Here is a 12,568-nt window from a genome sequence, read left to right on the forward strand (position 1 = left end):
ATGCAAATCACGTTTGCCAAGATTCTGCCGATCGCGGCTGCAGTGGCGCTGGTCGCAGCTTGCGGCAAGAAGGAAGAGAAGCCGGCTGAACCGGCAGCTTCGGCGCCGGCGGCGGCCGCTCCCGCAGCGGGTGGCGGCGAGGTCGTCGTCAAGATCGGCCATGCGGCCCCGCTGACCGGCGGTATCGCGCACCTTGGCAAGGACAACGAAAACGGCGCCCGCCTGGCCGTGGAAGAAGTCAACAAGACCGGCCTGGAAATCGGTGGCAAGAAGATCAAGCTCGAACTGGTCGGCGAAGACGACGCAGCGGATCCGAAGACTGGCACCGCCGTGGCGCAGAAGCTGGTCGACGCCAAGGTCGTGGCCGTGGTTGGCCACCTGAACTCGGGCGTGTCGATCCCGGCGTCGAAGATCTACAGCGACGCGGGCATCGTGCAGATCTCGCCGTCGTCGACCAACCCGGACTACACCAAGCAGGGCTTCAAGACCACCTACCGCGTGGTGGCCACTGATGCCCAGCAAGGCCCGGCCCTGGCCAACTACGCCGCCAAGACCCTGCACGCCAAGAGCGTGGCCATCGTCGACGATGCCACCGCCTACGGCAAGGGCCTGGCCGACGAGTTCGAGAAGACCGCGAAGGCGTCCGGCGTGAACGTGGTGGCGCGTGAAGCCACCAACGACAAGGCCACCGACTTCAAGGCCATTCTGACCAAGATCAAGGGCAAGAAGCCTGACGTCATCATGTACGGCGGCATGGACGCCACCGGCGGCCCGTTCGCCAAGCAGGCCAAGGAACTTGGCATCGGTGCCAAGATCGTCGGCGGCGACGGCGTCTGTACCGACAAGGTGGCGGAACTGGCCGGCGATGCCGTGTCGAACATCATCTGCTCGGAGGCAGGCCTGGCCCTGTCGAAGATGGAGACCGGTGCCGACTTCGACAAGCGCTACCAGGCTCGCTTCAACGCCCCGGTGCAGATCTACGCACCGTTCACCTATGACGCCGTGATGGTCATCGTCGACGCCATGAAGCGCGCCAACTCGACCGAACCGGCCGCCATCCTGGCCGAAATGCCCAAGACCAACTACAAGGGCGTGATCGGCAATATCGCCTTCGACGAAAAGGGCGACATGAAGGAAGGCACCATTACGCTGTACGAGTACAAGGACAAGAAGAAGTCCGTCCTCGACGTCGTGAAGATGTAATCAGGGCTTACCGGCCCATCCGAACGGCACCGTGAGTATTTTGCGGTGCCGTTCTTTTTAGCCTCGCCTAATGTAGAAGCATCCTTACCCTGGATGGAGCATGGCAGGCCGCTTACCAGCAAACCAACCTCAGCAACCCTACCCATCACACATCATGGTCCCCCCGGCATCCACACCATGCCGTAAGGTCCGGGACTGAAGCAGGAGTTTTCATGGATATCTTTATCCAGCAGATCGTGAACGGTCTGGTGCTCGGCAGCATCTATGCGCTGATCGCACTGGGCTACACCATGGTCTACGGCATTCTGGGGATCATCAACTTCGCCCACGGCGACGTGCTGATGATCGGCGCTCTGACCGCATTGTCAGCGATCCTGGGGCTGCAGAAATTCGCCCCCGGCCTGCCGGAATGGCTGACGCTGGTGATCGCCACGCTGATCGCCATGCCGGTCTGCGCGGTACTGGCCTATTCCATCGAGCGTATCGCCTACCGGCCCTTGCGCAATGCGCCACGGCTGGCACCGCTGATCACCGCGATCGGCGTCTCCATCATTTTGCAGACGATGGGCATGCTGATCTGGTCGCGCAACCCGCTGACCTTCCCGCAGCTGCTGCCGTCCGAGCCCATCGACATCGGCTCGACCGGCGCCACCATCACCGGCAAGGAAATGGTCATCATCGGCATGGCCGTGATGGTGATGGCCGGGCTGCTCGCGCTGGTCAACCGCACCAAGCTCGGCCGCGCCATGCGCGCCACCGCCGAGAACCAGAAGGTGGCCGGCCTGATGGGCGTGAACCCCAATTTCGTCATTTCCGCCACCTTCATGATCGGCGCCACGCTGGCCGCGCTGGCCGGCGTGATGATGGCCACCAACTACGGCAATGCCCACTTCTACATGGGCTTCATCCCCGGCCTGAAGGCGTTCACCGCCGCGGTGCTGGGCGGCATCGGCAACCTCGCGGGCGCCATGGTCGGCGGCATGCTGCTGGGCCTGATCGAAGCGCTCGGCGCCGGCTATATCGGCGACCTGACCAATGGCGTCTTCGGCTCCAACTACCAGGACGTCTTCGCCTTTATCGTGCTGATTATCGTACTTGTGTTCCGTCCGTCCGGCATCATGGGCGAGCGAGTGGCCGAACGCGCTTGAGGAGCGAATCCATGAATACTCCGATTCCATCCACGGCGGCGGTTGCGGCGCCTTCGCGCGTTCCGGCAAAGACCCTGGCCGCGCTCATTGGCTTCCTGGTGGTCGCGCTGTGCGCGCCGTTCATCGTGCAGACGCTGGGCGGCAACTACTGGGTGCGCGTGCTCGACTTCGCGCTGATCTACATCATGCTGGCGCTGGGCCTGAACATCGTGGTGGGCTTTGCCGGCCTGCTCGATCTCGGCTATATCGCGTTCTATGCCGTCGGCGCCTACCTGATGGCCTTGCTGGGCTCGCCCCACCTGTCCAACCAGTTCGAGTGGATCCATCAGCTGTTCCCCCACGGCCTGCATCTGTCGATGTGGTTCGTGTTGCCGATCGCGATCCTGGTGGCCGCCACCTTCGGCGTGCTGCTGGGTGCGCCGACGCTCAAGCTGCGTGGCGACTATCTCGCCATCGTGACCCTGGGCTTCGGCGAGATCATCCGCATCTTCATGAACAACCTTGACCGCCCGCTGAACATCACCAACGGGCCGAAGGGGATCACCGCGGTCGACCCGGTCCATATCTTCGGCTTCAATTTCTCGAAGTCCCACGATATCCTCGGCCTCAAGTTCACGCCGGTGTTCATGTACTACTACCTGCTGGTGTTCCTGGTCATCGTGATCGTGTTCATCTGCCTGCGGCTGCAGAACTCGCGTATCGGCCGCGCCTTTGTCGCCATCCGCGAGGATGAGATCGCCGCCAAGGCAATGGGCATCAACACCCGAAACATCAAGCTGCTGGCCTTTGCCATGGGTGCCTCGTTCGGCGGCGCTTCCGGCGCAGTGTTCGGTGCCTTCCAGGGCTTTGTGTCGCCTGAATCGTTCGTGCTGTGGGAGTCCATCTATGTGCTGGCCATCGTGGTGCTCGGCGGCATGGGGCACATCCCCGGCGTGATCCTTGGCGGCCTCCTGCTGGTCGGCTTCCAGGAACTGCTGCGTGCCGTGGCGGAGCCGGCGCAGAATATGCTGTTCGGCCATACCATCGTCGATGCCGAAGTGCTGCGCCAGCTGCTGTTCGGCCTGGCCCTGGTGGGCGTCATGCTGTATCGCCCGGCGGGCATCTGGCCATCGCCGCGCAAGGAAGACCGTCCGGTGGCACGCCGGGCGGGCAGCGTGGGCCGTTTCTGACCAGGGGGATAACATGAGCAATGACAACTTCCTCCTGTCGGTACAGGGGGTCAACAAGCGATTCGGCGGCCTGCAGGCGCTGTCCGATGTGGGCCTGCAGATCAATCCGGGCGAAATCTACGGGCTGATCGGGCCGAACGGCGCCGGCAAGACCACGTTCTTCAACGTGATCACCGGCCTGTACACGCCTGACTCCGGCGAGTTCGTGCTCGGTGGCCAGGCCTACCAGCCGACCGCCGTGCATGAGGTGGCCAAGGCGGGCATTGCCCGCACCTTCCAGAACATCCGCCTGTTCGGCGAAATGACCGCGCTCGAGAACGTGATGGTGGGCCGGCACGTGCGGACCAAGGCCGGCTTGCTCGGTGCGGTGTTCCGGCCGCCTTCGGTGCGCCGGGAAGAGGCGGATGTGGAGGATCGTGCGCATGACCTGCTTGACTACGTCGGCATCGGCAAGTACGCCAACTTCACCTCGCGCAACCTGTCGTACGGCCACCAGCGCCGGCTGGAGATCGCGCGTGCGCTGGCGACCGAGCCCAAGCTGCTGGCGCTGGACGAACCGGCCGCGGGCATGAACGCGACCGAGAAGGTCGAACTGCGCGGCCTGCTCGACAAGATCCGCAATGATGGCAAGACCATCCTGCTGATCGAACACGACGTGAAGCTGGTGATGGGCCTGTGCAACCGCATGACGGTGCTGGACTACGGCAAGGTGATTGCCCAGGGCCTGCCACAAGACGTGCAGAACAACCCCGCGGTGATCGAGGCCTACCTCGGCGCATCGGCACACTGATGGCCGGAGGACAAGCAATGACACAGACAGTACTGAAGATCTCGGGCCTGAAGGTTGCCTACGGCGGCATCCAGGCCGTCAAGGGCATCGACCTCGACATCAAGGATGGCGAGCTGGTGACGCTGATCGGCGCCAACGGCGCCGGCAAGACCACCACCATGAAGGCCATCACCGGCCTGCAGGGCTGGAGCGGCGGCGACGTGGAGTACATGGGCAAGTCGATCAAGGGCGTGCCCAGCTACGCGCTGCTCAAGCAGGGCCTGGCAATGGTGCCGGAAGGCCGCGGTGTGTTCGCGCGCATGACCATCACCGAGAACCTGCAGATGGGGGCCTACACGCGCAACGACGAGGCCGGCATCAAGGCCGATGTCGAGCGCATGTTCGGCATCTTCCCGCGCCTGAAGGAGCGTGCCAACCAGCTGGCGGGCACCATGTCCGGCGGCGAGCAGCAGATGCTGGCGATGGCGCGCGCGCTGATGAGCCAGCCCAAGGTGCTGCTGCTGGACGAGCCCTCGATGGGCCTCTCGCCGATCATGGTCGAGAAGATCTTCGAGGTCGTGCGCGACATCTCGGCGCAGGGCGTGACCGTGCTGCTGGTCGAGCAGAACGCGCGCCTGGCGCTGCAGGCCGCGCACCGCGGCTACGTGATGGAGTCGGGCCTGATCACCATGAGCGGGGACGCCAGGCAGATGCTGGACGATCCGAAGGTGCGGGCGGCCTACCTGGGCGAATAAGCGGCGCGCCGCCGCTCCCACCCTTGCCGCCAGAGGGGTGAGGGAGAGGGCGGGCGCTCGCAGGCGCAAGGCCTTTCCCCTTGCCGCGGGGCCCCGCGCGGGCCGGCTCAGGCCGGTGTGCACGGGTTCTGCGGTGCTGGCCCTCTCCCTCACTCCTCTGCGGCGCGTTTTTGACATCGCTGCCAAACAAAAAAAGCCTCGCGAGAAGCGAGGCTTTTTTTCGTCTGGTGCTGCCTGACGAATCAGGCCAGCTTCTTCAGCAGCGTACGCAGCATGCCGATCATCTGGTCGATCTCTTCGCGGGTCACGTTCAGGGCCGGCATGAAGCGCAGCAGGTTGGGGCGCGGCGCGTTCAGCAGCAGGCCCTGCGGGCCCATGTCGCGCGCTTCTTCCACCAGCTGCGGGCCGATGTCCTTGTTCAGGAGCAGCGCGCGCAGCAGGCCCTCGCCGCGTTCGCCGCCCAGGCCGAACTCGGCCGACAGCGCCAGCAGCTGTTCCTTCAGGTACTCGCCCTTGGCCTTGACCTCGTCGAGGAAGCCCGGCGCGGTCAGCTGCTCGATCACGGCGCTGCCGACCGCGGTCATGAGCGGGTTGCCGTTGTAGGTGCCGCCCTGGTCGCCGGCCTCGAAGCTGGCGACTTCGGCCTTGCACAGCAGCGCCGACAGCGGCACGCCGCCGCCGATGCCCTTGCCCAGTGTCATGATGTCCGGCTCGACGCCTGCCAGCTCATAGGCAAACAGCGTGCCGCAGCGCCCGCAGCCGGCCTGGACCTCATCGACGATCAGCAGCAGCCTGTGCTTGTCGGCCAGCGCGCGCAGGCCCTGCATGAACGCGCGGGTGGCGGGGATCACGCCGCCTTCGCCCTGCACCGGCTCCAGCATGATGCCGACGGTCTTGCTGGTGATCAGCTTCTCCACCGAGGCCAGGTCGTTCAGCTCGGCGCGCGGGAAGCCCGGCACCTGCGGCGCGAAGATGGTGTCCCAGCCGGCCTTGCCCGACGCGCTCATGGTGGCGAGCGTGCGGCCATGGAAGCTGTGGTCCATGGTGATGATCTCGAAGGCGCCGTCCTTGTGCTTGCGGCCCCATTTGCGCGCCAGCTTGATCGCGCCTTCGTTGGCCTCGGCGCCGCTGTTGGCGAAGAAGACCTTGTCGAAGCAGCTGTTGTCGGTCAGCTGCTTGGCCAGCTTGAGCATGGGCTCGTTGTAGAAGGCCGGGCTCGGGTTGATCAGCTTGTGCGACTGGGCCACCATCGCGTCGATCATGCCCTGGTTGGAATGGCCCAGGCAGTTCACCGCCCAGCCCTGCACGAAGTCCAGATATCGCTTGCCGTTGTGATCCGTCAGCCAGGAGCCCTTGCCCTCGGTGAACACGAGTTCGGGCCGGTTGGTGATGTACATCAGGGATTGGACGGGATACTCAGCAAATGCCATGGCGGACTCCAGGGGTCGGCGTGTAACGATGGACGGACGGGCGCGAAAGACGCAACAAGAACAAAAACTAAAACAAAAACAAAAAGCCACGGGGGTTGCCCGTGGCTCGTTGACATGAACAGACGCAGTCGACGGTCAGCCGCGCGGCACCCCAGCGGGGAGCGACGTACGGAAGCTGCGGCGTCGGTTGAAGGTCGTGTGCATGCGGGCAAATATAAGGCGCATGGACCCGGGTGTCAAAACGAATTTTGGCGGGCCCGGGCATTGTTGCGCTGAAGGAACGGCTGTCCGGCGGCCTCAGGCCGCGGGAGCGGCCGGGTGCATGTCGGCCTCGGAGGTGAACGAGTCGGCGAAGAACGCGTCCTCGTGCAGCTTGCACTGGCGGGTGAAGTCGCCGCGTGCGGCATTGATCATCACCGGCGCGCCGCAGGCGTAGACCTCGTGGCCCGACAAGTCGGGATGGTCGGCGATCACGGCCTGGTGGACAAAGCCGGTGCGGCCCTGCCAGTCGTCTTCCGGCAGCGCGTCGGAGACCACCGGCACGTAGCGGAAGTTGGGCAGGTCGCGCGCCCACTGCTCGGCAAGCGCGTGCATGTACAGGTCCTTGGGCCGGCGGCCGCCCCAGTACAGCGTCATCGGGCGGGTGATGCCGGTATAGGCGGCGTGTTCGACGATGGCCTTGATCGGCGCGAAACCGGTGCCGGAAGCCAGCAGGATGATCGGGGCCTCGGATTCCTCGCGCAGGAAGAAGCTGCCCAGCGGGCCCTCGAAGCGCAGGATGTCGCGCTCCTTCATGGCCGGCTGGCCTTCCCTGGCGCCAAAGACGTAGTCGGTGAAGGCGCCGCCCGGCATATGGCGGATATGGAGCTCGATCGGGCCGTCCTCATGCGGCGGCGTGGCGATCGAATAGCTGCGGCGCTTGCCGTCGCGCAGCAGGAATTCCACGTACTGGCCGGCCAGGTACTGCATGCGCTCGGTCGCCGGCAGCTGCAGCTTGATGGCGATCACGTCGTCGGCCAGGCGCTCGAGCGAGGTCACGCGGCACGGCACTTTCTTGATCGGGATATCGCCCGCGCCGTGGACTTCGCGGCATTCGATGGTGATGTCCGAGGCGGCGTTGGCGCAGCAGAACAGGGCGCGGCCCTCGGTCTTTTCCTGCGCGGTCAGTGCCGCCGGGGCGTGGTCGCCCTGCACGATGTCGCCGGCGAGCACGCGGCCCTTGCACGAGCCGCAGGCGCCGTTCTTGCAGCCGTAGGGCAGCCCGATGCTGTGGCGCAGGGCCGCGCCGAGGATGGTTTCGTCGGTGGCCACTTCAAACTTGTGGCCGCTGGGCATGACGGTTACTTGATAAGCCATAATCGGTCTATGAGCCAAATTCTGTCGAAGCTGCAGCCCTCGCGCCTTCCACAACTTCCGCGGCTGCCGGCACCTTCGCGCCGGCTGGGCCGCCCGCGCCTGTTGATCGTCGGCTGCGGGGATGTGGGGACGCGCTGCCTGCGAATCCTGTCGTCGCGCATGCGTGTCTTTGCCGTGACGTCGCAGCCGGCGCGCCGCGCCGAACTGCGTACCGCCGGCGCGGTGCCGCTGGTGGCTGACCTGGACCGGCCGGCCACGCTGGCACGGCTGCACGGGCTGGCCACGCAGGTGCTGGACCTGGCGCCGCCGCCCGGGCAGGGTGACGGCGATCCGCGCACGCGTGCGCTGCTCGGCGCATTGCGCCGGACGGCCTGGCGCCGTGCCAGGACGTCTGCCGGCATGCTTCCCGGCGAGCCCGCCATTCTACCCGACCGTATCCGGTCCCGCGCTGCGTTTGTCTATGCCAGCACCTCCGGCGTCTACGGCGACCGGCAGGGCGCCCGGGTCTCGGAATTCCACGCGGTGCGGCCCCAGACCCCACGCGCGCGCCGCCGCGTGGCGGCCGAACAGGCGGTGCGTGCCTTTGGCCGCGATGCCGGCTGGCGCGCCAGCCTGGTGCGCATCCCCGGCATCTATGCCGAAGACCGCCTGCCAGTGGCCCGGCTCAAGCGCGGCACGCCGGCGCTGGTGCCGCAGGACGACGTCTACACCAGCCATATCCACGCCGACGACCTGGCGCGCACCATGATCGCGGCGCTGTTCCGCGGGCGTCCACAGCGCGTGGTCCATGCCAGCGACGACACCGAACTGCGCATGGCCGACTATTTCGACCTGGTCGCCGACCGCCGCGGCCTGCCGCGCCCGCCGCGGATCACCCGCGGCGAGGCCCGTCAAGTGATCGACAAGACGCTGTTGAGCTTCATGAGTGAATCGCGCCGCCTCGACAACCGCCGCCTGAAACGCGAGCTGCGCCTGCGGCTGCGCTACCCCACCGTCACCTCCTTCTTCGACGCCTGACCGCCTTGCCGGTCTGCCCCGTGTGACTGGCACGGGGCTTGCTGCCTCTGTGCGTGGTCTTGATCCTGTCTATACAGCAACACTTCCTTCGCCTCGGCATGGTGCTGGCACGGCATTCCGTGAACCGGGGCAGTGCGAGACCTGTCAAGGAATTCCCGCCGAAAAGCGCTGTTTCAGGCATTTATCCGCCTGGTCGCTTGGTGGAAGCCCTACGTTGACTTGTATATACAGGTATTGTCTAATGCCCGAAAACGAGCGCGGCCGCACGCATGGCCAGCCGTCGACGGACACACCAAAGGAGCGTACAGATGAAGGTTCACAGCAGGATTCGCGGTCGGATGGCAGTGCAGGCTGCGATGCTGGCCGCGGCACTCGGAGCCGGTGCGGCACACGCCCAGGCGACCCAGGTCACGCTGGGCATGAGCGGCTGGACCGGTTTCGCGCCGCTGACGCTGGCCGACAAGGCCGGCATCTTCAAGAAGCACGGCGTTGATGTCGACATCAAGATGATCCCGCAGAAGGACCGCCACCTGGCGCTGGCCTCGGGCGCGATCCAGTGCGCGGCCACCACCGTGGAAACGCACGTGGCCTGGAACGCCAACGGCGTGCCCATCACCCAGATCGTGCAGCTCGACAAGTCCTATGGCGCCGACGGCCTGGCCGTGCGCGCCGACGTGAAGAGCTTTGCCGACCTGAAGGGCAAGACCATTGGCGTCGATGCGCCGGGCACCGCGCCTTACTTCGGCCTGGCCTGGATGCTGAAGAAGAACGGCATGTCGCTCAAGGACGTCAAGACCACCACGCTGTCGCCGCAGGCGGCCGCGCAGGCCTTCGTGGCGGGCCAGAACGACGGCGCCATGACCTATGAGCCGTACCTGTCGACCGTGCGCCAGAACCCGGACAAGGGCAAGATCCTGGCGACCACGCTCGACTACCCGATGGTGACCGACACGCTGGGCTGCGCGCCCAAGTGGCTCAAGGACAATCCCAAGGCCGCGCAGGCGCTGGTCGACAGCTACTTCGAGGCCCTGGAGATGATCCAGAAGGAGCCGGCCCGGGCCAATGACATCATGGGCGCCGCGGTCAAGCAGACCGGCGAGCAGTTCGCCAGGTCCTCCGCCTACCTGCGCTGGCAGGACCGCGACGCCAACCGCAAGTTCTTTGCCGGCGAACTCGCCAGCTTCAGCAAGGAAGCGGCGGGGGTGCTGCTGGACATCGGCGTGATCCGCCAGGTGCCGGACGTGACAGCGCTGTATGACGCGCGTTTCCTCAAGTAAGCAGGCCGTTCCCAGGAGCGCGACGTCATGACGCAAGCCCGAATTGGTTCACCCGCCCCGGCCACCGCCGTGGCGGCTACCGCCGCGGAGGTGGCGCCGGTGCGCCGGCGCCACCCGTGGCTGGCGCCGCTGGTGCCGGTGGCGCCCAATACCCGCTGGCTGCTGGGCCTGTCCTTCTTCGTGCTGTTCTTCGGCATCTGGGCGGTGGTGACGCTGGGCGGCTTCGTGCCGCGCACGTTCCTGGCCGACCCGATGACGATGGCCAGGGAGGGCGTGCTGCTGTTCACCGAGTACAACTTCATCGGCGACATCGGCATGACCGTGTGGCGCGTGCTCGGCGGCTTCGTGCTGGCCGCGGCGATCGCGGTGCCGCTGGGCATCTTCATGGGTGCCTACAAGGCGGCCGAGGCGTTCTTCGAGCCCTTCGTGTCGTTCTGCCGCTACCTGCCCGCGTCGGCCTTCATCCCGCTGCTGATCCTGTGGGCCGGCATCGGCGAGACCCAGAAGCTGCTGGTGATCTTTATCGGCTCGTTCTTCCAGATCGTGCTGATGGTGGCGGTGGCCGTCGGCGGCGCGCGCAAGGACCTGGTGGAGGCGGCCTACACGCTGGGCGCCAACAGCGCCGGCATCGTGCGGCGCGTGCTGATCCCGGGCGCGGCGCCGGAGATCGCCGAGATCCTGCGGCTGGTGCTGGGCTGGGCCTGGACCTACGTGATCGTGGCCGAGCTGATCGGTTCGTCGTCGGGCATCGGGCACATGATCACCGACAGCCAGGCGCTGCTCAATACCGGGCAGATCATCTTCGGCATCATCGTGATCGGCTGCATCGGCCTGGTCTCGGACCTTGTCTTCAAGCGCGCCAACCAGCGCCTGTTCCCGTGGAGTTCGATCCAATGAGCGCACTGTCCATCCAGCAGGTCTCGCGCACGTTCTCCAACCCGCGCGGCGGCCAGACCCTGGCGCTGCAGCCGGTCGACTTCGAGGTCCGCGACAACGACTTCGTCACCATCCTCGGGCCCTCGGGCTGCGGCAAGTCCACGCTGCTGCGCATCGTGGCCGGGCTGGACACCCCCACCAGCGGCCGCGTGCTGCTGGACGGCCAGCCGGTGTTCGCCCCCGGTGCTGACCGCGGCATGGTGTTCCAGTCGTACACGCTGTTCCCGTGGCTGACGATCGAGCAGAACGTGCGCTTCGGCCTGCGCGAGCGCGGCATGAGCGCGGCCGGGCAGAAGGAGCGCAGCGACTTCTTTATCCAGCGCGTGGGGCTGCGCGGCTTCGAGCACCATTACCCGAAGCAGCTCTCGGGCGGCATGCAGCAGCGCACCGCGATTGCGCGCGCACTGGCCAACGACCCCAAGATCCTGCTGCTCGACGAACCCTTCGGCGCGCTCGACAACCAGACCCGCGTGCTGATGCAGGAGTTGCTGCTGGGCATTTGGGAGGCCTCGCGCAAGACGGTATTATTCGTGACCCACGATATCGACGAGGCCATTTTCATGGCCAACCGGGTGGCGGTGTTCTCCGCCAGGCCGGGTCGGATCAAGAGCGAGATCGCGGTGGATTTCCCGCATCCGCGCCATTACACGATCAAGACCACTCCGGAGTTCTCCGCGCTCAAGGCACGGCTGACCGAGGAGATCCGTGCCGAGGCCATGGCCTCGGCCGAGCACTAAGACCTTATGAACCACGCCGCCGGCACCCCGACTTCCGCTTCTGCCTCTCCCACCGCGCTCTACCAGCAGGTGAAGGAGTACATCGCCCGCCAGATCCAGAGCGGCGCGTGGCAGCCGGGAGACCGGGTGCCGTCGGAGCAGGAACTGGTGAACCGCTTCGGCGTTTCGCGCATGACCGTGAACCGGGCGCTGCGCGAGCTGCAGGAGCAGGGCCGGGTGGTGCGCGTGGCCGGCGTGGGCACCTTCGTCGCCGAGCACAAGCCGCAGTCGACGCTGCTCTCGGTGGTCAACCTGCAGGACGAGATCCGCATGCGCGGGCATGACTATGCCTGCGACGTGATCCTGGTGGAGCGGGTCTCGGCCTCGATCGAGGTGGCCGCCGCGCTGGAGCTGCGCACCGGTGAATCGGTGTTCCACTCGGTGTGCGTGCATCGCGAGGACGGCGTGCCGGTGCAGCTTGAGGACCGCTACGTCAACCCGCGCGTGGCGCCGGACTTCATCAGCCAGGATTTCAGCGAGACCCAGCCCGGCGAGTACCTGCTGCGCCATGTGCCCTACGATCAGGTAGAACATGTGGTCGATGCCATCGCCGCGACGCCGGAGCAGGCCGCGCAGCTGGAAATGCCGCCTACGCAACCTTGCCTGATGCTGACGCGCCGCACCTGGACCAATGGCGTGCCGGTGACCTTTGTGCGTTGCCTGCATCCGGGCAACCGATATCGCCTCGGCAGCCGCTTCCGCGCCGAGGGCAACCCCGCTTTCGGCTGATTC

12 protein-coding genes are annotated in these 12,568 nt (G+C 66.0%); 10 read left to right on the forward strand and 2 right to left on the reverse strand.

From position 1 onward, the window contains the following. The 5 genes from ACZ5MJ_RS02440 to ACZ5MJ_RS02460 all read left to right on the forward strand — a co-directional run bounded on the left by ACZ5MJ_RS02440 (position 1) and on the right by ACZ5MJ_RS02460 (position 5,044). On the forward strand, positions 1-1,203 hold the full coding sequence (locus ACZ5MJ_RS02440) for a branched-chain amino acid ABC transporter substrate-binding protein (protein ID WP_464222120.1): 1,203 nt from the start codon (positions 1-3) through the stop codon (positions 1,201-1,203). A 212-nt stretch (positions 1,204-1,415) separates the two neighbouring features. After that, entirely contained in the window at positions 1,416-2,351 is a 936-nt protein-coding gene (locus tag ACZ5MJ_RS02445; RefSeq protein WP_464222121.1) for a branched-chain amino acid ABC transporter permease, read from the forward strand. 11 nt (positions 2,352-2,362) lie between these two features. After that, positions 2,363-3,520: an ABC transporter permease subunit gene (locus tag ACZ5MJ_RS02450; protein WP_464222123.1), complete on the forward strand. Its 1,158-nt coding sequence runs from the start codon at positions 2,363-2,365 to the stop codon at positions 3,518-3,520. A gap of 13 nt (positions 3,521-3,533) precedes the next feature. Beyond that, positions 3,534-4,310, forward strand: a complete 777-nt coding sequence (locus ACZ5MJ_RS02455; RefSeq protein WP_464222124.1) for an ABC transporter ATP-binding protein — start codon at positions 3,534-3,536, stop codon at positions 4,308-4,310. Between the two features lie 17 nt (positions 4,311-4,327). Further along, positions 4,328-5,044 carry an ABC transporter ATP-binding protein gene (locus ACZ5MJ_RS02460; RefSeq protein ID WP_464222125.1) on the forward strand — a complete coding sequence of 239 codons (717 nt, stop codon included), beginning with the start codon at positions 4,328-4,330 and terminating at the stop codon, positions 5,042-5,044. Between the two features lie 242 nt (positions 5,045-5,286). Here ACZ5MJ_RS02460 and ACZ5MJ_RS02465 read toward each other — a convergent pair whose 3' ends face one another. Both ACZ5MJ_RS02465 and ACZ5MJ_RS02470 read right to left on the reverse strand, forming a co-directional pair. Beyond that, complete coding sequence (locus ACZ5MJ_RS02465; protein ID WP_464222126.1) at positions 5,287-6,474, reverse strand: acetylornithine transaminase; 1,188 nt, start codon at positions 6,472-6,474, stop codon at positions 5,287-5,289. Between the two features lie 297 nt (positions 6,475-6,771). Next, positions 6,772-7,830, reverse strand: coding sequence for a CDP-6-deoxy-delta-3,4-glucoseen reductase (locus ACZ5MJ_RS02470; RefSeq protein WP_464222128.1), 1,059 nt, complete (start codon positions 7,828-7,830; stop codon positions 6,772-6,774). Between the two features lie 9 nt (positions 7,831-7,839). On the opposite strand from ACZ5MJ_RS02470, the gene ACZ5MJ_RS02475 reads away from it, so the two are divergent. The 5 genes from ACZ5MJ_RS02475 (at position 7,840) to hutC (ending at position 12,565) form a co-directional block, all read left to right on the forward strand. Further along, complete coding sequence (locus ACZ5MJ_RS02475) at positions 7,840-8,847, forward strand: NAD-dependent epimerase/dehydratase family protein (protein WP_464222130.1); 1,008 nt, start codon at positions 7,840-7,842, stop codon at positions 8,845-8,847. Positions 8,848-9,155: 308 nt separating this feature from the next. After that, complete coding sequence (locus ACZ5MJ_RS02480) at positions 9,156-10,124, forward strand: ABC transporter substrate-binding protein (RefSeq protein WP_464222132.1); 969 nt, start codon at positions 9,156-9,158, stop codon at positions 10,122-10,124. 27 nt (positions 10,125-10,151) lie between these two features. Beyond that, complete coding sequence (locus ACZ5MJ_RS02485; protein ID WP_464222134.1) at positions 10,152-11,021, forward strand: ABC transporter permease; 870 nt, start codon at positions 10,152-10,154, stop codon at positions 11,019-11,021. Beyond that, positions 11,018-11,797: an ABC transporter ATP-binding protein gene (locus tag ACZ5MJ_RS02490; protein WP_464222136.1), complete on the forward strand. Its 780-nt coding sequence runs from the start codon at positions 11,018-11,020 to the stop codon at positions 11,795-11,797. Before ACZ5MJ_RS02485 ends, ACZ5MJ_RS02490 begins: the two co-directional genes overlap by 4 nt. Positions 11,798-11,803: 6 nt before the next feature. Beyond that, positions 11,804-12,565 (forward strand): histidine utilization repressor, encoded by a 762-nt coding sequence (gene hutC / locus ACZ5MJ_RS02495; RefSeq protein ID WP_464222139.1) that lies wholly within the window; start codon positions 11,804-11,806, stop codon positions 12,563-12,565. Positions 12,566-12,568 lie beyond the last annotated feature (3 nt).

It is taken from the genome of Cupriavidus sp. LA-1 (assembly GCF_055385985.1).

What these genes read in the sequence shown, in the direction of transcription:
- ACZ5MJ_RS02440 (WP_464222120.1), top strand. Translation starts at nt 1, where the DNA reads ATGCAAATCACGTTTGCCAAGATTCTGCCGATCGCGGCTGCAGTGGCG.
- ACZ5MJ_RS02445 (WP_464222121.1), top strand. Translation starts at nt 1,416, where the DNA reads ATGGATATCTTTATCCAGCAGATCGTGAACGGTCTGGTGCTCGGCAGC.
- ACZ5MJ_RS02450 (WP_464222123.1), top strand. Translation starts at nt 2,363, where the DNA reads ATGAATACTCCGATTCCATCCACGGCGGCGGTTGCGGCGCCTTCGCGC.
- ACZ5MJ_RS02455 (WP_464222124.1), top strand. Translation starts at nt 3,534, where the DNA reads ATGAGCAATGACAACTTCCTCCTGTCGGTACAGGGGGTCAACAAGCGA.
- ACZ5MJ_RS02460 (WP_464222125.1), top strand. Translation starts at nt 4,328, where the DNA reads ATGACACAGACAGTACTGAAGATCTCGGGCCTGAAGGTTGCCTACGGC.
- ACZ5MJ_RS02465 (WP_464222126.1), bottom strand. Translation starts at nt 6,474, where the DNA reads ATGGCATTTGCTGAGTATCCCGTCCAATCCCTGATGTACATCACCAAC.
- ACZ5MJ_RS02470 (WP_464222128.1), bottom strand. Translation starts at nt 7,830, where the DNA reads ATGGCTTATCAAGTAACCGTCATGCCCAGCGGCCACAAGTTTGAAGTG.
- ACZ5MJ_RS02475 (WP_464222130.1), top strand. Translation starts at nt 7,840, where the DNA reads ATGAGCCAAATTCTGTCGAAGCTGCAGCCCTCGCGCCTTCCACAACTT.
- ACZ5MJ_RS02480 (WP_464222132.1), top strand. Translation starts at nt 9,156, where the DNA reads ATGAAGGTTCACAGCAGGATTCGCGGTCGGATGGCAGTGCAGGCTGCG.
- ACZ5MJ_RS02485 (WP_464222134.1), top strand. Translation starts at nt 10,152, where the DNA reads ATGACGCAAGCCCGAATTGGTTCACCCGCCCCGGCCACCGCCGTGGCG.
- ACZ5MJ_RS02490 (WP_464222136.1), top strand. Translation starts at nt 11,018, where the DNA reads ATGAGCGCACTGTCCATCCAGCAGGTCTCGCGCACGTTCTCCAACCCG.
- hutC (WP_464222139.1), top strand. Translation starts at nt 11,804, where the DNA reads ATGAACCACGCCGCCGGCACCCCGACTTCCGCTTCTGCCTCTCCCACC.